The sequence below is a fragment of the Mycobacteroides immunogenum genome (genome assembly GCF_001605725.1).
Taxonomy (GTDB): Bacteria; Actinomycetota; Actinomycetes; order Mycobacteriales; family Mycobacteriaceae; genus Mycobacterium; species Mycobacterium immunogenum.
In genome coordinates, this window is the sequence record NZ_CP011530.1 from 1,811,662 (window position 1) to 1,829,949 (window position 18,288).

The window sequence follows — 18,288 nt, forward strand, 5'->3', positions numbered from 1 at the left end:
GAGTTTCCTCATGACTGCTGAAAACACCATCACCGTCCGCGGCGCCAACAAGCACTACGGCGACTTTGCCGCCCTCGACAACATCGACTTCGACGTGCCCAGCGGGTCGTTGACGGCACTGCTGGGGCCGTCGGGCTCGGGTAAGTCGACGCTGCTGCGCTCGATCGCGGGGCTGGACAACCCGGATAGCGGCACCATCACCATCAACGGCCGCGACGTCACCGGTGTGCCGCCGCAGCGCCGCGATATCGGATTTGTGTTCCAGCACTATGCCGCGTTCAAGCATCTGACGGTGTGGGAGAACGTCGCTTTCGGTCTCAAGATCCGCAAGAAGCCGAAGGCGGAGATCAAGAAGAAGGTCGACGATCTGCTGGAGGTAGTGGGGCTCAGCGGTTTCCACACCCGCTACCCGGCGCAGCTCTCGGGTGGGCAGCGTCAGCGCATGGCGCTCGCGCGCGCCCTGGCCGTTGATCCGCAGGTGCTGCTGTTGGATGAGCCGTTCGGGGCGCTGGACGCCAAGGTGCGCGAGGACCTGCGCGCGTGGCTGCGCCGACTGCATGACGAGGTGCATGTGACCACCGTGCTGGTGACGCACGATCAGGCCGAGGCGCTGGATGTGGCCGACCGGATCGCGGTACTCAACAAGGGCCGGATCGAGCAGGTTGGATCGCCGGAGGATCTGTACGACCGCCCGGCCAACAGCTTCGTGATGTCCTTTCTTGGGCCGGTGGCCAAGCTCAACGGAATCCTGGTGCGCCCGCACGATATTCGTGTGGGGCGCAATGCGGACCTGGCGCGCGCCGCGGCAGAAGGCACCGGGGAAACCACGGGCGTGACGAAGGCGACCGTCGACCGCGTGGTGTACCTCGGGTTCGAGGTGCGTGTCGAGCTGACCAGCGCGGCGACCGGAGAACAGTTCACCGCGCAGATCACTCGCGGTGATGCCGAGGCGCTCGGGCTGCGCGAGGGCGATCCGGTCTACGTGCGGGTGACGCGGGTGCCCGATGTCGGCGAGCTGGCCGAGGTCGCGTCGTAGTCCTTCCGTGTCCTTCCGCGGCGTATCGACGGTGTCTGATGCGTTGCGCTGGGAGGTTCGCCGAGGCGAGATAGAGAAATGGCCCCCGGGCATCCCCGGGGGCCATGTCGTTATCGAGCTCTAGTGCTCGTCGTAGTGATCGCCGTGCGGGGCGTGGCGGTGACCATCGTGGATGTAATCCACGTGATCCTCGTGAGCAACTGCTTCGTGGCCACAATCGGGGCCGTGAGTGTGATCGGGATGGCTGTGGGTTTCGTGCTCGGTGCTCGTCATGGGTATGACCGTATCGCACACATGCGCATGTAACAATGTGTTCGGTAGAAGCGGTGTCCACTTTTCCGGGCGGGCCTGCTAGATGAGTGCGGGGACCGGCGTGGTGATCGCTGACATGTATCTGCGCACCACAACCTCGGCGACCAGTCGATCGGCGCCAAGCGCGGCCGCCACCGGTACCTCGAGCCGAGCTGCCTCGGCGCGTACCCGGTCCAGTAGTAGGCCGGGGGACAGAAACCACGGTGCCACAACGACTTCCGTAGCGCCGCGGGCTCGCAGCAATTCGGTCGCGTCGGCAAGGCTCGCCGACTCTCCGGTGGCGAACACCGTCGTCGAGATTCGCCACTGCGCGGCCAGCGCCCGGGTGCGTGCGTTCGCGCTGGAATCGGAGGAACCGACCGCGGTGAGAATCACCCCGGGGTTCTCGACGCCGACCTCGTCCACCCGCCGCCGGGCCAGCTCCAGCAGCCGGTCATCGGCGCCGAGCACGGCGGCCTGGGTCACCCGGAGCCCGGCGGGTGCCGTCGACAGCACTGTGGGCAGGTCGATCCGCGCGTGATAGGCATCGGACAGCAACAGCGGCACCACCACCGCATCACCGGTCAGATCGCCCAGCACCTCGACAACGTTGGGCTCCGACAACTCGAGGAACGCCAGCCGGACGTCCAGATCCGGCCGCAGCCGCCGTATCTGCCCAATCAGACGGCGGGCATTGTCCGCGAATCGCGGGTCACGGCTCCCGTGCGCAACGGCGAGAAGTGTTGGACTACGCACGATTCAGTTCGACGGCGCGCAGGGCGTCGCCGACCAGCCCCGCCGCCAGCGTGTTGCCGCTCGACGGATCGATCAGCAGGAAGCTGCCCGCTGTGCGGTCCGCGACGTACTCGTCAACGCTGATCGCTTCGGCCAGGCGAATGCTGATCTGCCCGATATCGTTGAGTTCCAACGATTCCGGCTGTGGATCGGCAGACAGGTTCTGCTCGTCGAAGCGCTCAACCAGCTCGCCGACGATCGCCGGAATCGTGCGGGTGCCGTGCTTGAGCAGCAGCCGCGCTCCGGCCTTCAAGGGCTTGTCGGCCAGCCAGCACACGGTGCCTTCGAGCTCCGAGACCGGTTCTGGGACATCGGGCGATGCGATGAGATCACCACGTGAGGCGTCCACATCGTCGGCAAGGATCAAGGTGACGCTGCGACCGGCCTCCGCCACCTCGAGTGGCCCGTCCGCGGTATCGATACCCGCCACCGTGGTGCGCTGGCCGGCGGGGGAGATCACCACTTCGTCACCCACCCGCACGGCACCGGCGGCGACCTGGCCGGCGTAGCCGCGGTAATCGGGATACTCGGCGGTGCGCGGCCGGATCACATATTGCACGGGGAAACGCAGGCCGATGGTGCCGGACGCTGCCTCTGATTCGCCATGCGCCGGAACCGATTCCAAGTGCTCGATGAGGGTGGGTCCGTTGTAGAAGCCGGTGCGCTCGCTGCGGCTGGCAATGTTGTCGCCGTGCAGTGCCGAGACCGGGATCTCGACCACATTCTCGGGCTTCCAGCCCAGCGAGCTGGTCAGCTCGTTGAACTCGGCACTGATGGCCTCGAAGATGCGAGCGCTGTCGGGCACCAGGTCAATCTTGTTGACCGCCAGCACCAGTCGTGGCACGCCCAACAGCGCCAGCACCGCCGCGTGACGACGGGTCTGCTCGATGACGCCCTTGCGCGCGTCAACCAGCAGGATCACCAGCTGCGCGGTCGAGGCTCCGGACACCGTGTTCCGGGTGTACTGCACGTGTCCGGGGGTGTCGGCCAGGATGAACGAGCGCTTGGGCGTCGCGAAGTAGCGGTACGCCACGTCGATGGTGATGCCCTGCTCGCGCTCGGCGCGCAGCCCGTCCACAAGCAGCGACAGGTCGGGGGCGTCGAGCCCACGTGACTCGGAAGCCTTTGTGACGGCGTCGAACTGGTCGATAAGCACCGATTTGGTGTCGTACAGCAGCCGGCCCACCAGGGTGGACTTACCGTCGTCGACGCTGCCGGCGGTGGCAATGCGTAGAAGATCAGACATCAGAAATAGCCCTCTCGCTTGCGGTCTTCCATCGCCGCCTCGGACACTCGGTCATCGCCACGGGTCGCACCGCGTTCGGTGATCCGGGAGGAGGCCACCTCGGCCAGCACCGCGTGCACATCGGTGGCGTCCGAGAGCACCGCGCCGGTGGTCGAACCATCGCCGACGGTGCGGTAGCGCACCGAAAGTGTCTGCAGCTCCTCGCCATCGCGGGGACCACCCCACGGGCCGGGAGTCAGCAGCATGCCGTCCCGGTTGAACACCTCGCGCTCGTGCGCGTAGTAGAGGCTGGCCAGTTGCACGTTCTCGCGGGCGATGTAACGCCACACGTCGAGCTCGGTCCAGTTGCTGATCGGGAACACCCGCACATGCTCGCCCGGGGCATGTCGCCCGTTGTACAGACTCCACAGCTCGGGACGTTGCTTCTTGGGATCCCACTGGCCGAAAGCGTTGCGCAGACTGAAGATTCGCTCCTTGGCCCGCGAGCGCTCTTCGTCACGGCGTCCGCCGCCCAGCACCGCGTCGAACTTGTTGTCGGTGATGGCCTCAAGCAGAGGGATGGTCTGCAGCGGGTTACGGATTCCGTCCGGCCGCTCGGTCAGACGGCCGTCGGCCAGGTAGTCCTCGACATTCGAGACCACCAGGCGCAGGTTGTGGCGTTCCACGATCTCGTCGCGGAAGGCCAGCACCTCGGGGAGGTTGTGTCCGGTGTCGACGTGCAGCAGCGCGAAGGGAAGTGGTGCGGGCCAAAAGGCCTTGAGTGCGATGTGCAGCAGCACCGTCGAGTCCTTGCCGCCGGAGAACAGCAGCACCGGGCGCTCGAACTCCCCGGCCACTTCCCGGATGATGTGTATCGACTCGGATTCCAGGTCGGTGAGCGTCTCTGTCTGATTCAACACGGCTTCCGTTCCAATGTCAGTCGTCATGAGGCGTGCAACCCGCATTCTGTCTTGGCGAGGCCCTGCCAGCGTCCGCTTCGTGCGTCGCCACCGAGTGCCGGCTTGGCCGTGCAGGGAGCACAGCCGATCGACGGATAGCCCTCATCCACAAGCGGATTCACCAGGGTGCCGTGCTCGTCGATGTACTTCTGCATGTCCTCGTCGGACCAGGCCGCGATGGCGTTGATCTTCACCAGTCCGAATGCCTCGTCGAAGCTGATCAACGGCGCGTTGGCGCGTGTCGGTGCATCGACGCGGCGCAGTCCCGTCACCCAGGCGGAGTACCCGGCCAGTGACTTACGCAGCGGCACCACCTTGCGCAGGCGGCAGCATTCGCCGGGATCAGTGGAGAACAGGTCCTTGCCCACCAACTCGTCCTGTTGCGCCACCGACTGCTCGGGGGCCACATTGACGATGTGGATGTCGTACACCGATTCCACGGCATCGCGGGTGCCGATGGTCTCGGCGAAGTGATACCCGGTGTCCAGGAACAACACATCGACACCCGGACGCACCTGTACGGCAAGGTCAACCAGCACCGCGTCCTGCATGTTGGAGGCCACCACATAGTTGCCGCCGAAGTTCTCGTCGGTCCACCGCAGCAGCTCCTCGGCGGAGGCGTCTTGCAGCTCGGCGGCACCGCGTTCGGCCAGCGCGCGCAGCGCGTCGAGATCCTTGGTGGTTGTCTTCGGGCTCATCGCAAGTCCGCCTCCTCGGCGCGAACGGCCCACTGCGCGAAGCGCTCTCCATCGGTGCGCTGTGCGACGAAGTTGCGCACCACCCGGTCGATGTAGTCGCCGAGCTCGGTGCTGGTGACCTTGTGCTGACGCAGCTTGCGGCCGAAACCACTGTCCAGGCCCAGGCTTCCGCCCAGGTGCACCTGGAATCCCTCGACGCTGTTGCCCTCACCGTCGTCCACCATCTGGCCCTTGAAGCCGATATCGGCGACCTGCGAGCGTGCGCACGAGTTGGGGCATCCGTTGATGTTGATGGTGACGGGTGTGTCGAGCTGGGCGTTCAGGTCGTCGAGGCGCCGGTCCAGCTCCGGCACCAAATCCTGTGCGCGCTTGCGGGTCTCGGTGAACGAGAGCTTGCAGAACTCGATGCCGGTGCACGCCATCAGGTTCTTGCGCCAGTGCGATGGCTGCGACGGCAGACCCAGCGCGTCGAGTCCGGCCACGAGCGCGGGCAACTCGTCATCGCTCACATCGAGGATGATCAGCTTCTGGTACGGGGTGAAACGGACGCGGTTCGAACCGGCCTTCTCGGCAAGATCGGCAACCGCCGACAGGATGGTGCCGGACACCCGGCCGGCAATGGGGGAGACCCCAACGGCGTTGAGCCCGTTCTTGAGTCGCTGCACACCGACGTGGTCGATGGGGCGTGCCGGCTGCTCCGGAGCGGGTCCGTCGAGCAACGGCCGCTTGAGGTACTCGGTTTCGAGAACCTCGCGGAACTTTTCGACGCCCCAATCCTTGACCAGGAACTTGAGACGCGCCTTGGAGCGCAGGCGCCGGTAGCCATAGTCACGGAAGATGCTGACAACGCCCTCCCAGACATCGGGTACCTCGTCCAGGGGCACCCACACACCGAGGCGCTGGGCCAGCATGGGGTTGGTCGACAGGCCGCCGCCTACCCATACGTCCAGGCCCGGGCCGTGCTCGGGGTGCACCACGCCGATGAACGCGACGTCGTTGATCTCGTGCACCACGTCCTGCAGGCCGGAGATCGCCGTCTTGAATTTGCGGGGAAGGTTGGCGTACTCCTTCTTCCCGATGTACCGGCGCACGATCTCGTCGATGGCGGGCGTCGGATCGAGCACCTCATCCAGGGATTCGCCGGCCAGCGGCGAGCCGAGGATCACGCGGGGGCAATCGCCGCAGGCCTGCGTCGTGTACAGGCCCACCTCGTCGAGACGGCGCCAGATCTCCGGCATGTCCTCGACGCGGATCCAGTGGTACTGCACGTTCTCGCGGTCGGAGAGATCTGCGGTGTCGCGCGCGTAGGTGGTGGACAGATCGCCCAGGGTGCGCAGCGCCGCGGTCGTCAGTGCGCCGCCGTCCGAACGCACCCGCAACATGAAGTGGTCGTCCTCGAGCATGTCGGTGTTCTCGTCACCGGTCCAGGTGCCGTCGAAACCGGGCTTGCGCTGGGTGTACAGCCCCCACCACCGGAACCGGCCCCGCAGGTCGGTCTTGTCGATGCTCTCGAAGCCCTTATGGGCATAGATGGTCTCGATGCGCTCGCGCACGTTCAGCGGGTGGTCGTCCTTCTTCACCTGCTCGTTGGGGTTCAGCGGTTCGTGTTCGCCGAGTGCCCATTGGCCCTCGCTGCGCTGTTGCTTGGGGCGCGCGGGCCGGGTCTCACTGGTTGTCATGGTGCTCCTAACGAAGGCAGGCACAGTCGTGGGCGACACACCGGGGGGCTGACCGGAGGCGCAGATCCTCACGACCGTTCGGGTGGCAGACGGGGCAGGACTACGTCAGTAAGGGAGACAACACGCGCTACAGACACGCTTCAGGTCGATATGCCGCCGTGCGACAAGAGGAACCTGATGTGTGCTCACGCTGCCAATTGTGCCATGTAACGGCAGGACCCCACGCCACCGGGGCGTAATTCCGCTCATTGTGAGCAAAACCTCCAATCGGTGTGGGGGATTCCCGCCACCAACCACACAGATTTTTTCTCCCGTCGCCCCTGGCACACACTTGACGGGTGAGGCCCGAGACGATCGCCACCCTGCCGCCCCTGGTGCCGGCGCCCGGGCGTCCCTTCGGGATCTACGTACACGTCCCGTTCTGCGCCACACGCTGCGGATACTGCGATTTCAACACCTACACGGCCGACGAGCTGGGGGACGGGACCTCGCCCGCGGGCTGGCTGGAGGCGTTGCGCGCCGAGCTCGAAATGGCTGCCCGCACCCTTGAGACGAATCCGCCGGTGGAGACGGTGTTCGTCGGTGGTGGCACGCCATCCCTGCTGGGCGGTGCCGGGCTGGCCGAGGTGCTCGACGCGATCGGCACGCATTTCACGCTGGCGCCGGGGGCTGAGGTCACCACGGAGGCGAATCCCGAATCCACCTCGCCACAGTTCTTCGACGCGATCCGCGCCGCCGGGTACACCCGGGTCTCGCTGGGCATGCAGTCCGCGGCCCCGCACGTCCTGGCCACGCTCGATCGCGTGCATGCCCCGGGACGGGCGGTGGCGGCCGCGGGGGAGGCGCGTGCGGCGGGTTTGGCGCACGTCAACCTCGATCTCATCTACGGCACGCCGGGCGAGACCGACGACGACCTGCGCAGGTCCATCGCGGCCGTGCTCGAGGCCGGGGTCGATCACGTGTCGGCGTACGCGCTGGTCGTGGAGGAGGGCACCGCCCTCGCGCGGCGGGTGCGCCGCGGTGAACTGCCGAACCCTGACGAGGACGCGCTCGCCGACCGGTACCAACTGCTGGACGCCGCCTTGTCGGAGGCGGGGCTGGATTGGTACGAGGTGTCCAACTGGGCGCGGCCCGGCGGTCAGTGCCGCCACAACCTCGGCTACTGGGCGGGCGGTGACTGGTGGGGCGCCGGACCGGGCGCCCACGGACACGTCAACGGAGTGCGATGGTGGAACGTCAAGCACCCCAACACGTATGCCAAGCAGCTAGGGCAGGGGCAGTTGCCCGTCGGCGGGCACGAGATTCTCGGCCCGGCCGAGCGGCACACCGAAGACGTCTTGCTGGCAGTGCGGCTCAACACCGGAATCGCGTTGGCCGACTTGACCGTTGACGAACGCGGCCGGGTGCCGTCGGTGGTGGATCGCGGGCTCATCCGGCTGGTAGGTGATCGGTTGGTGCTGACCGATCAGGGGCGGCTGCTTGCCGACGGTGTGGTCCGCACGATTCTGGACTGACGCGGCGCTCAGACCACCCGCAGCTGGTCCATATCGAAAACTCTCGCGTGCAACACAACCCGGTTGCGCAGCGCGGCGCGCACGGCCCGGTGCAGCCCGTCCTCCAGATAGATGACGCCCTGCCATTTGACGGCATGGGGAAACAGGTCCCCGTAGAACGTGGAGTCTTCGCTCAGCAGCCGGTCCAGTGCGAGGACCGTGGTGGTGGTGACGAGCTCGTCGAGACGGATCTGCCGGGGCGGGATGCGTGACCAATCCCTGGTGGAGAGCCCGTGTTCTGGATACGGCTTCCCCTCGCGTACACCCTTAAAGATCATCGGTGACGAGCCTCCATAACACCTGAGATTAGCGTGGACGGCTACGGCGGAGGGGCGGAGCGGCCCGGCCCCGTAAAATGAGGGGCAAAATCACGCGCGAGGGAGGTGACCATGGCGAGTGCCGATGACCGGCGTTTCGAGGTGCTGCGTGCCATCGTCGCCGACTACGTCACCACCAAGGAACCGATCGGCTCCAAGGCCCTGGTCGACAGGCATAGCCTCGGCGTTTCCAGCGCCACCGTCCGCAACGATATGGCGGTACTGGAGGCAGAGGGCTACATCGCCCAGCCGCACACCAGTTCGGGGCGTATCCCCACAGAAAAGGGCTACCGCGAATTCGTCAACCGCCTCGAGGACGTCAAACCGCTCTCGGGTGCCGAGCGCAAGGCCATCCTGAATTTCCTGGAGGGCGGCGTCGACCTCGACGACGTGTTGCGCCGGGCGGTGCGGCTGTTGGCGCAGATGACCCGCCAGGTTGCCGTCGTGCAGTACCCGACGCTGTCCTCGTCCAGCGTGCGCCACCTGGAAGTGGTGTCCCTCAGCCCGGCCCGGCTGCTACTGGTGGTGATCACCGACACCGGCCGCGTCGATCAGCGGATCGTCGAGCTGGGCGATGTCATCAACGACGAACAGCTTGGCCGCCTGCGCCTATTGCTGGGTGCGGCACTGGACGGCAAGAAGCTCTCTGAGGCGTCGGTGGCCGTCGCCGAGCTGGCCGAACAGTCCTCCGATGACCTCCGCAATGCCCTCACCAGGGCCGCGACGGTCCTGGTGGAGACGCTCGTCGAGCATCATGAGGAACGCCTGCTGCTGGGTGGCACGGCCAACCTGACCCGCAATGCCGCCGATTTCGGCGGACAGCTGCGCACCGTGCTGGAGGCGCTGGAAGAGCAGGTCGTGGTGCTGCGCTTGCTCGCCGCGCAGCAGGAGGCAGGCCGGGTGACCGTGCATATCGGTCACGAAACCGCGGCCGAGCAGATGATTGGTACCTCCGTCGTCTCCACCCCGTATGGTGCGGGCGGAGCGGTATTCGGCGGCATGGGTGTGCTGGGGCCCACACGGATGGACTATCCGGGAACCATCGCGAATGTCGCGGCGGTTGCCATGTATATCGGCGAAGTGCTAGCCAACCGCTAGCAGTATGTGAAACAGATAGCAACGGAACGAGATCAACACAGTGGCGCGTGATTACTACGGCATCCTCGGGGTGAGCAAGGGTGCCAGCGACAGCGAGCTCAAGCGGGCGTATCGCAAGCTCGCCCGCGAGCTGCACCCCGACATCAACCCCGATGAGCAGGCGCAGGCCCGGTTCAAGGAAGTCAGCATCGCCTACGAGGTGCTGACCGATCCGGAGAAGCGGCGCGTTGTCGACCTCGGCGGCGATCCGCTGGAGAACGGCGGCGGCGGCAACGGGTTCGGTGGTTTCGGCTCGGGCTTCGGTGGCCTGGGCGATGTCTTCGAGGCGTTCTTCGGCGGTTCGGCCGGCGGATCACGTGGTCCGCGCGGCCGGGTTCAGCCCGGGTCCGACTCCCTACTGCGGATGCGCCTGGAACTGGTGGAATGCGCGACCGGCGTCAGCAAGCAGGTGACGGTCGACACCGCGATTCTGTGCGACGGATGTGCGGGCAAGGGCACCCACGGCAACTCGGCGCCCAGCGCCTGCGAGACCTGTGGTGGCCGCGGCGAGGTGCAGACGGTGCAGCGGTCCCTGCTTGGCCAGGTGTTGACTTCGCGCCCCTGCCCGACGTGCCAGGGCGCCGGTGAGGTCATCACCGATCCGTGTCACAAGTGCGGTGGCGACGGCCGGGTGCGGGCGCGCCGCGAGATCACGGTCAAGATCCCGGCCGGTGTCGGCGACGGGATGCGGGTGCGCCTGGCGGCACAGGGTGAGGTCGGCCCCGGCGGCGGTCCGGCCGGTGACCTGTACGTCGAGGTGCACGAGAAGCCGCATGATGTCTTCATTCGCGACGGCGATGACTTGCACTTCACGGTCCGGGTCCCGATGGCGGAGGCGGCGCTGGGCACCAGCGTGTCCGTCGAAGCGATCCTCGACGGCGACACCACCATCAGGGTCGAGCCTGGCTCGCAGCCCGGATCGGTGGTGACGCTGCGCGGCAAGGGCATGCCTCACCTGCGTACCGGTGTGCGCGGCAATCTGCACGCCCACCTCGACGTGGTAGTGCCGACCCGGCTGGATTCCAAGGAACGCGAGCTTTTGAAGGATTTCCGGGCCCGCAACAAGGAGAGTGCCGAGGTCGTCTGGGCCGAGTCCGCGTCCGGCGGGGTGTTCTCGCGGCTGCGCGAGGCCTTCACGGGTCGGTAGCGGGTTCATGGCGGCCGCCACGATCTTCTACGTCGATAGTGTTCCCGCGGTGGGTGAGCGGGTGATCCTGGACGGGGATGAGGGACACCACGCGACACGGGTGCTGCGCATGCGGGTCGGCGAGTCCGTCATGGTGTGCGATGGTGCCGGCGAGGTCGGTGACGGCGTGGTGTCCTCGGTTGAGCGCGCCGGCCTGACCATCGAGGTGACCGAACGTTGGAGCGTGGCCGCTGCGAGTCCCAAAGTGACTGTGGTGCAAGCGCTTCCCAAGTCGGATCGTTCGGAGCTGGCGGTCGATCTGGCGGTGGAGGCGGGAGTCGACGAGATCGTCCCGTGGCAGGCGCAGCGGTGTGTGTCGCGCTGGGACGCCGCCAAGTCGGAGAAGGGGCAGCGGCGCTGGGAGGCGGTGGCGGGCGCGGCATCGCGCCAGTCGCGCCGGGCCTACGTGCCGGCGGTGCGCGAACTGCATTCGACGGCGCAGCTGGCCGAGTTGGTGCGTGCCCGCGCGGCGGACGGGGCCGTGGTGTTGGTGCTGCATGAATCCGCGGACTCGGGGCTCGGCGCCCTGGCGCAGCGGTTCGCGTCGGCGCCGTCGGTGGTGTTGATCGTGGGCCCCGAGGGTGGCGTCGCCGACGAGGAGCTGCGGGTTTTGGTCGACGCGGGTGCCGCTCCGGTGCGTTTGGGGCCGACGGTGTTGCGTACCTCCAGTGCCGCGGCAGTCGCGCTCGGCGCGCTCGGGGTGCTGACGGATCGCTGGGCCGCTGGCCCGCTGGTGCACCGGTGAGCCCTAATCGCGTGGAGGCTGACGGTTGCCGGCGGTAAACTCAAAGCAACTTCACAACCCAAGAAAGCAGGCGACCTTAACCACGTGACGAGCCGAGAAGAAGGTGCCGCTGTTCCGTCTTCGGACGTACGCAGCAGCGTCGAGATTCCGAACGATCTCATCATGGGCCTGCTGGGTTCAGCTGATGAAAACCTGCGAGAGCTGGAGGACGTCCTTTCCGCCGATGTCCACGTCCGCGGAAACACCATTACCTTCCGCGGCGAGCCCGCCGATGTGGCACTTGCCGAGCGGGTGATTTCCGAGCTGATCGTGATTGCCCGGCGCGGGCAGCAGCTCACGCCCTCGACCGTTCGGCACGCGGTGGCGATGCTGACCGGTGACGGCGACGAGTCACCGGCCGAGGTGCTGAGTCTGGACATCCTGTCGCGGCGCGGCAAGACGATCCGTCCAAAGACGTTGAACCAGAAGCGCTATGTCGACGCGATCGACGCCAACACGATTGTGTTCGGGATCGGCCCGGCCGGTACGGGCAAGACCTACCTGGCAATGGCCAAGGCGGTCAACGCGTTACAGAGCAAGCAGGTCACCCGCATCATCCTGACGCGCCCGGCGGTGGAGGCGGGCGAGCGGCTCGGATTTCTGCCCGGCACGCTGAGCGAGAAGATCGATCCGTATCTGCGGCCGCTGTACGACGCGCTGCACGACATGATGGATCCTGAGCTCATCCCCAAGCTGATGGATGCCGGGGTCATCGAGGTCGCCCCGCTGGCCTACATGCGCGGGCGGACCATCAACGACGCGTTCATCATTCTCGACGAGGCGCAGAACACCACCGCCGAGCAGATGAAGATGTTCCTCACCCGGCTGGGCTTCGGTTCCAAGATCGTGGTGACCGGTGACATCACCCAGGTTGACCTGCCCGGAAACGCCCGTTCCGGGCTACGCGCGGCGATGGACATCCTCGACAACATCGAAGGAATTCACTTCTCGGAGTTGACCAGTGCCGACGTGGTGCGCCACCGGCTGGTATCGGAGATCGTGGATGCCTACGCCCGTTTTGAGGACTCGGATCTGACGGGTAATCGCGCGCAGCGGCGCGCCTCGGGGAACCGGAGCCGGCAGCGATGAGCATTGAGGTTGTCAACGAGTCGGGTATCGACGTCGCCGAGGGCGAGTTGGTCAGCGTCGCACGTTTTGCCATAGCGGCCATGGATGTGCATCCGGCGGCCGAGCTTTCGATGATGCTCGTCGATCTGGCGGCGATGGCCGATCTGCACATGCGCTGGATGGATCTGCCCGGTCCCACCGATGTGATGTCGTTCCCGATGGATGAGCTGGAGCCCGGTGGGCGCCCCGACGCACCCGAGCCCGGGCCGTCGATGCTGGGCGACATCGTGCTGTGCCCGCAGTTCGCGGCCGAACAAGCCGAGGCGGCCGGTCATTCGCTGGCGCATGAGCTGGCGCTGCTGACCGTGCACGGTGTGCTGCATCTGCTCGGTTACGACCACGCCGAACCTGAGGAAGAGCGCGAGATGTTCGCGCTGCAGAACCAGCTGCTGCAGGACTGGTATGAGCAGCAGGCCCAGCTGTACCGGGATAGCCGTCTGCTCGACAAGTCGCGCAACTTCGACGAGTGATGTCTGGCATCGGGCTGCTGCTGGCGGCGATTGCGCTGGTCGGTTTGGGCGGTGCCTTCGCGGCTATCGACGCCGCCATCAACACCGTCTCCCCGGCGCGTGTCGACGAGCTGGTTCGTGAGGAAAGGCCAGGGGCGGTACGGCTTTCCGTGGTGATACGGGAACGCCCGCGCTATGTGAACCTGGTGGTGCTGTTGCGCACCACCTGCGAGATCTTGTCGACGGTGTTTCTTGTCGGGTATCTGACCGCGCGGATCAGCCTGGGTGCCGCGTTGACGATCTCCGCGATCGTCATGGTGGTGACGAGCTTCGTGGCGATCGGGGTGGGGCCGCGGACCTTGGGGCGTCAGCACGCGTACTCGATCGCGCTGGGTGCCGCCGTGCCGTTGCAGGTGATTTCGGTGCTGTTGGGCCCCATTTCGCGGCTGCTGATTCTGCTCGGTAATGCGGTGACGCCCGGACGCGGGTTCCGCAACGGGCCGTTCGCCTCCGAGATCGAGCTGCGCGAGGTTGTCGACATGGCGCAGCAGCGCGGGGTGGTGGCCGACGAGGAACGCCGGATGATTCAGTCGGTGTTCGAGCTGGGCGATACCCCGGCCCGCGAGGTGATGGTGCCGCGCACCGAGATGGTGTGGATCGAGAACGACAAGACGGCGGGGCAGGCGACGTCGCTGGCGGTCCGTAGCGGGCATTCCCGCATCCCGGTGGTCGGGGAGAACGTCGACGATGTCGTCGGCGTGGTCTTCCTCAAAGACCTTGTGCAGCAGACGTACTACTCGGTCAACGGTGGGCGTGATGTCACGGTGACGCAGGTGATGAGGCCGGCGGTGTTCGTCCCGGACTCCAAACCGCTCGACGAGCTGCTGCGTGAGATGCAGCAGCATCGCAAACACATGGCACTGCTGGTGGATGAGTACGGCGCCATCGCCGGCCTGGTGACCATCGAGGATGTGCTCGAGGAGATCGTGGGGGAGATCGCCGACGAGTACGACCATGACGAAGTTGCTCCGGTGGAGGATTTGGGCGACAAGGTGTTCCGTGTCTCCGCCCGGTTGCCCATCGAGGACCTGGGGGAGCTGTACGGCATCGAGTTCGATGAGGACCTGGATGTCGAGACAGTGGGCGGGCTACTGGCGCTGGACTTGGGCCGCGTGCCGTTGCCGGGCGCCAAAGTCGCCTCGCATGGACTTTTGTTACAGGCTGAGGGTGGTCCGGACACCCGCGGCCGGGTGCGCATCGGCACCATCCTGGTGCAGCCCGACCCCGATGCCGAAAGCGACGAGAAAGCGGAGGAAAGAGATGAGTGAGTTGGACGCCGAAGATAACAAGCTCGTCGTGCTGGCCCGTGGCGCCATGGGGCGTGCCGAGGCGAAATCGGGTGCGGCGGTGCGCGACGGTGACGGCCGTACGTATGCCGGTGCGCCGGTGGCGCTTTCACACCTCTCGCTGACCGCTTTGCAGGCGGCGGTGGCGGCCGCCGTGTCCAGCGGTGCCTCCGCCATCGAGGCGGCGGTGCTCGTCGGCGGTTCACCTGATGACCCGGGCGTGGCGGCGGTGCGGGAACTGTCGCCGTCGGCGACGGTGATCGTGACCGATCGCACCGGTGTACCGGCGGGGCAGCTGTGAGCTCGCCGGAGTTTCGTTCCGGTTTCGTCTGTTTCGTCGGGCGGCCCAATACCGGTAAGTCGACGTTGACCAATGCGCTGGTGGGCCAGAAGGTGGCCATCACGTCGAACCGGCCGCAGACCACCCGGCACACGATTCGCGGCATTGTGCACCGCGAGGACTTCCAGATCGTGCTCGTCGACACCCCGGGGTTGCACCGGCCGCGCACGCTGCTCGGGCAGCGGCTCAACGACCTTGTGCGCGATACGTATTCCGAGGTCGACGTAATCGGGCTGTGCATCCCGGCCGACGAGGGGATCGGGCCGGGGGACAAGTGGATCTACGAGCAGATCAAGCTGGTCGCGCCGCGCACCACGCTGATCGCGATCGTCACCAAGATCGACAAGGTGAGCAAGGAGCGGGTGGCCGAGCAGCTGCTGTCGGTCTCGCAGCTCGTCGGGCCGGATGTGGACATCGTGCCGGTGTCGGCAGTCTCCGGCGCCCAAGTCGAGGTGCTGACAGAGGTTTTGGCATCCAAGCTGGCGCCGGGGCCCGCGTTCTATCCCGACGGCGAACTGACCGATGAGCCCGAAGAGGTGCTCATGGCCGAGCTGATCCGGGAGGCCGCGCTCGAAGGCGTGCGCGACGAGCTGCCGCACTCGCTGGCGGTGGTGATCGACGAGGTGAACGAGCGTGAGGGGCGTGCCGAGGGCTCCGAGCTCATCGACGTGTACGCGATTCTCTACGTCGAGCGCGACAGCCAGAAGGGCATCGTCATCGGCAAGGGCGGTTCGCGGCTGCGCGAAGTCGGCACCAACGCGCGCACGCAGATCGAAAAGCTGCTTGGCACAAAGGTTTTCCTGGATCTGCGGGTCAAGGTCGCCAAGAACTGGCAGCGCGACCCCAAGCAGCTCGGCAAGCTGGGTTTCTGACCGGCGCGCCGCACCCCCTCCCCGCCGACACGCCGTGTTGTGCGTCGACTACTCGCGAAATGCATCAGAAACCGTAGTCTCGGCGACTTGTCGGGGGTACCTGCAAGAGTCCTGCCATGGGTGGGCTCATTGTGGCAAGCGAGGCGCTGACGTCGGGCGACGTCACTCGGCAGGAATTGCGCAAGTACTACGTGAAGGTCTTTCACAACGTGCATGTGCACCAACGGGTCGAGATGACGGCCGCACTGCGTGCCGAGGCCGCGTTCCTGTGGTCACGGCGTAAGGCAGTCGTATGTGGGGTATCGGCTGCGGCCTTGCATGGCAATCCTTGGATATCTGCGCAGCGGCCGGCGGAGCTTGTCCGGGTACGACATGACGCACCGCCAGGCATCATCAGCCACCACGACCGGTTATTGCCGACGGAGCAGATGACGGTACGCGGCATGCCGGTCACCACCCCGGCACGCACGATCTTCGATATCGGGCGACGTGTCCGGTTGGACAGGGCAGTCGAACTGACAGACGTCCTGCTCGGGCTCTGCACCCCGGATTCCGTCATGTGTGTCGCGGAGCAGCATCGCGGTGTACGGGGCCTGCGGCAGTTGGAACGCGTGCTGGCGTTGGCAGATGCGGGCGCCGAATCGGTTCAAGAGACTCGCTTGCGGCTGTGTCTGGTGGAGGGTGGATTGCCCGAACCAGAGACCCAGATCGAGCTGCTCGGTCCGGAGGGAAGGACGATCCGTCTCGATATGGGCTGGCGCGAGCAGCGGGTCGCAGCGGAGTTCGACGGAGCGCAACACTGGGGTGATTCGAGACAGCACCGCCGAGACATCGAGCGGCAGGAGGCAATCGCTTCGCTCGGCTGGAGGCTCGTGCGTGTGAGCCGGGATCAATTGATGAATCAGCCGAAGGTCGTCGTCGAGCGGGTGCGTGCGGCATTGACCGCTGCGCAACGAGCCGCGTAGGCATCGAAACTACGGTTTCTGATGTATTTCGCGAGTAGTCGACGCACAACACGGCGTGTCGGCGCAAGAAAGACGAGAAAGAATGGTGCGCATCACCACCAGGGGTCGGGGGTTTCCGATGCCCAGTTGTTGATCGACTCCAGCTGTGCGGCAAGGGAAATGAGCAAGGGCTCGCTGTTCGCGGGGCCCATCAGTTGCACGCCGATCGGTAGCCCGTCCTCGGTGAATCCGGCGGGTACGTTGATAGATGGCCAGCCCAGCACATTCCACGGCCACGTCATGGGACACGCACCGACTTGCCCGCGATCCGTCGCGATACTGCCGACGTCATCGAAATCGTAGATACCCGTTGGTGGTTGGGCAGTAGTCGGCGCCAACACCACATTGAAGCTGCCGAAGATCTTGCCGACGCGGGCCTGTAGCCGAGGCTCAGCGGCCCGCGCGCGCCGCAGCGCCCAGCCGGCCAGCCGCCGGCCCGTGCGCATGTTCGCCACCGTGCGTGGGTCCCAATGCGCGCCGGCGTCGAGCCGATCTCGCCAGGGCAAGAGCCCGGCCGTCGCCCGGGGCAGGAAGTTCACGCCGAGCCCGACGCCGTAGTCGGGGTCGCTCTCGGACACCATGTGCCCGAGCGAGCGCAGCTGGTGTGCCACATAGCGCGTGGCGGCCTCGATGGTCGGATGGAGGTGCGCCGGAAAGCCCGAGAACGGAACCTTGAGCGACAGCGCGACGCGCAGCTGTCCCGGGTCCTCGTGCACGGCGTCGAGCACCCGAACATGCGGCGGCTTGTGCAGGTCGCCGGGAACATTTCCCGACGCCGCGTCCAGCAGCAGGGCGGCATCGGCGACCGTGCGGGCCAGCGGGCCGTGCACGGTTATTCCGTTGAATGCCTCGGCAAGTGGCCAGGTGGAGATGCGGCCGCGCTGCGGCTTGATGCCGATCAGGTGGGTCCAGGCCGCCGGGATCCGGACGCTTCCGGCGCCGTCCGAACCGATGGCTCCGGCGACGAGCCCGGCCGCCACCGCGGCGGCACTGCCGCCCGAGGATCCGCCCGGCGTATGGCCGCGGCTCCAGGGATTGCGGGTGTGGCCGAAGCCGGGTCCGCTGGTGAAGCCCCATTGGCCCAGCTCGCAGGTGTTGGTCTTGCCGACGATCACCGCGCCGGCGCTCCGCAGTCTGCGCACCAGCTCGGCGTCCTCGGATTCCGAGCCGACGGCCCCGGCGGTACCGAATGCGGTTGGGGTGCCCGCCAAATCGGTGTCGTCCTTGATGGCGATGGGTACCCCGAGCAACGGCAGCCGCTCACCTCTGGCTAATCGTTTGTCGGCCTCGGCGGCTTCGGCCAGGGCGCTCTTGGTGCACACCACCCGGAACGCGTTGAGGGTCGACTGGCTCGACTTGATGGCGTTGAGCGCCGCGAGGGTGAGCGAAACCGAACTCGCCGAACCGTCAGATAGGGCGGCGGCCTGCGAAGTCAGCGTGGGAAAGCCCGACATGACCAGAAGGGTAGGCGGTCGAAATCGTGCGTCAA

Annotated in this window: 20 protein-coding genes; 11 read left to right on the forward strand and 9 right to left on the reverse strand. The window is 66.4% G+C overall.

Going from position 1 to position 18,288, the window contains the following annotated elements:
- Window positions 1-10 precede the first annotated feature (10 nt).
- Window positions 11-1,036, forward strand: coding sequence for a sulfate/molybdate ABC transporter ATP-binding protein (locus ABG82_RS08940; protein ID WP_005060315.1), 1,026 nt, complete (start codon window positions 11-13; stop codon window positions 1,034-1,036).
- A 120-nt stretch (window positions 1,037-1,156) separates the two neighbouring features.
- Here ABG82_RS08940 and ABG82_RS29220 read toward each other — a convergent pair whose 3' ends face one another.
- The 7 genes from ABG82_RS29220 to ABG82_RS29320 all read right to left on the reverse strand — a co-directional run bounded on the left by ABG82_RS29220 (window position 1,157) and on the right by ABG82_RS29320 (window position 6,932).
- Window positions 1,157-1,309, reverse strand: a complete 153-nt coding sequence (locus tag ABG82_RS29220) for a zinc transporter permease (RefSeq protein ID WP_078343575.1) — start codon at window positions 1,307-1,309, stop codon at window positions 1,157-1,159.
- Window positions 1,310-1,387: 78 nt separating this feature from the next.
- A complete protein-coding gene (locus ABG82_RS08950) occupies window positions 1,388-2,083 on the reverse strand; it encodes a sirohydrochlorin chelatase (RefSeq protein WP_043075904.1) in 696 nt (231 codons plus the stop codon).
- Entirely contained in the window at window positions 2,076-3,368 is a 1,293-nt protein-coding gene (locus ABG82_RS08955) for a sulfate adenylyltransferase subunit 1 (RefSeq protein WP_043075903.1), read from the reverse strand. Before ABG82_RS08955 ends, ABG82_RS08950 begins: the two co-directional genes overlap by 8 nt.
- Window positions 3,368-4,294, reverse strand: a complete 927-nt coding sequence (gene cysD, locus ABG82_RS08960) for a sulfate adenylyltransferase subunit CysD (RefSeq protein ID WP_043076106.1) — start codon at window positions 4,292-4,294, stop codon at window positions 3,368-3,370. The genes ABG82_RS08955 and cysD overlap by 1 nt, the downstream gene beginning before the upstream one ends.
- Window positions 4,291-5,004, reverse strand: a complete 714-nt coding sequence (locus ABG82_RS08965; RefSeq protein ID WP_043075902.1) for a phosphoadenylyl-sulfate reductase — start codon at window positions 5,002-5,004, stop codon at window positions 4,291-4,293. Before ABG82_RS08965 ends, cysD begins: the two co-directional genes overlap by 4 nt.
- Window positions 5,001-6,683, reverse strand: a complete 1,683-nt coding sequence (locus ABG82_RS08970; protein ID WP_043075901.1) for a nitrite/sulfite reductase — start codon at window positions 6,681-6,683, stop codon at window positions 5,001-5,003. The genes ABG82_RS08965 and ABG82_RS08970 overlap by 4 nt, the downstream gene beginning before the upstream one ends.
- 105 nt (window positions 6,684-6,788) lie before the next feature.
- Window positions 6,789-6,932, reverse strand: coding sequence for an Ms4527A family Cys-rich leader peptide (locus tag ABG82_RS29320; RefSeq protein ID WP_350494483.1), 144 nt, complete (start codon window positions 6,930-6,932; stop codon window positions 6,789-6,791).
- A gap of 89 nt (window positions 6,933-7,021) precedes the next feature.
- Here ABG82_RS29320 and hemW point away from each other — a divergent pair, with 89 nt between their 5' ends.
- Window positions 7,022-8,197: a radical SAM family heme chaperone HemW gene (gene hemW / locus ABG82_RS08975; protein WP_043075900.1), complete on the forward strand. Its 1,176-nt coding sequence runs from the start codon at window positions 7,022-7,024 to the stop codon at window positions 8,195-8,197.
- Between the two features lie 8 nt (window positions 8,198-8,205).
- Here the strand turns inward: hemW and ABG82_RS08980 are convergent, their stop codons facing one another.
- Entirely contained in the window at window positions 8,206-8,514 is a 309-nt protein-coding gene (locus ABG82_RS08980; RefSeq protein ID WP_005060335.1) for a type II toxin-antitoxin system VapB family antitoxin, read from the reverse strand.
- Between the two features lie 111 nt (window positions 8,515-8,625).
- Between ABG82_RS08980 and hrcA the strand changes: the two genes are divergently transcribed.
- The 9 genes from hrcA (at window position 8,626) to ABG82_RS09025 (ending at window position 16,760) form a co-directional block, all read left to right on the forward strand.
- The gene (gene hrcA / locus ABG82_RS08985) at window positions 8,626-9,651 is read left to right on the forward strand and encodes a heat-inducible transcriptional repressor HrcA (protein ID WP_043075899.1); all 1,026 of its coding nucleotides are present in this window, start codon (window positions 8,626-8,628) and stop codon (window positions 9,649-9,651) included.
- A 40-nt stretch (window positions 9,652-9,691) separates the two neighbouring features.
- Window positions 9,692-10,837 (forward strand): molecular chaperone DnaJ, encoded by a 1,146-nt coding sequence (gene dnaJ / locus ABG82_RS08990; RefSeq protein ID WP_043075898.1) that lies wholly within the window; start codon window positions 9,692-9,694, stop codon window positions 10,835-10,837.
- A gap of 7 nt (window positions 10,838-10,844) precedes the next feature.
- Window positions 10,845-11,621, forward strand: coding sequence for a 16S rRNA (uracil(1498)-N(3))-methyltransferase (locus ABG82_RS08995; RefSeq protein WP_043075897.1), 777 nt, complete (start codon window positions 10,845-10,847; stop codon window positions 11,619-11,621).
- Between the two features lie 84 nt (window positions 11,622-11,705).
- Entirely contained in the window at window positions 11,706-12,749 is a 1,044-nt protein-coding gene (locus ABG82_RS09000; RefSeq protein ID WP_052510906.1) for a PhoH family protein, read from the forward strand.
- Complete coding sequence (ybeY, locus tag ABG82_RS09005) at window positions 12,746-13,258, forward strand: rRNA maturation RNase YbeY (RefSeq protein ID WP_005060346.1); 513 nt, start codon at window positions 12,746-12,748, stop codon at window positions 13,256-13,258. The genes ABG82_RS09000 and ybeY overlap by 4 nt, the downstream gene beginning before the upstream one ends.
- Window positions 13,258-14,565: a hemolysin family protein gene (locus ABG82_RS09010; protein WP_043075896.1), complete on the forward strand. Its 1,308-nt coding sequence runs from the start codon at window positions 13,258-13,260 to the stop codon at window positions 14,563-14,565. Before ybeY ends, ABG82_RS09010 begins: the two co-directional genes overlap by 1 nt.
- Window positions 14,558-14,884, forward strand: a complete 327-nt coding sequence (locus ABG82_RS09015) for a hypothetical protein (protein ID WP_043075895.1) — start codon at window positions 14,558-14,560, stop codon at window positions 14,882-14,884. The genes ABG82_RS09010 and ABG82_RS09015 overlap by 8 nt, the downstream gene beginning before the upstream one ends.
- Window positions 14,881-15,795: a GTPase Era gene (gene era / locus ABG82_RS09020; protein WP_043075894.1), complete on the forward strand. Its 915-nt coding sequence runs from the start codon at window positions 14,881-14,883 to the stop codon at window positions 15,793-15,795. Before ABG82_RS09015 ends, era begins: the two co-directional genes overlap by 4 nt.
- Window positions 15,796-15,911: 116 nt before the next feature.
- Window positions 15,912-16,760: a DUF559 domain-containing protein gene (locus ABG82_RS09025; RefSeq protein ID WP_043075893.1), complete on the forward strand. Its 849-nt coding sequence runs from the start codon at window positions 15,912-15,914 to the stop codon at window positions 16,758-16,760.
- Between the two features lie 92 nt (window positions 16,761-16,852).
- Here ABG82_RS09025 and ABG82_RS09030 read toward each other — a convergent pair whose 3' ends face one another.
- Window positions 16,853-18,253 carry an amidase gene (locus ABG82_RS09030; RefSeq protein ID WP_043075892.1) on the reverse strand — a complete coding sequence of 467 codons (1,401 nt, stop codon included), beginning with the start codon at window positions 18,251-18,253 and terminating at the stop codon, window positions 16,853-16,855.
- Window positions 18,254-18,288 lie beyond the last annotated feature (35 nt).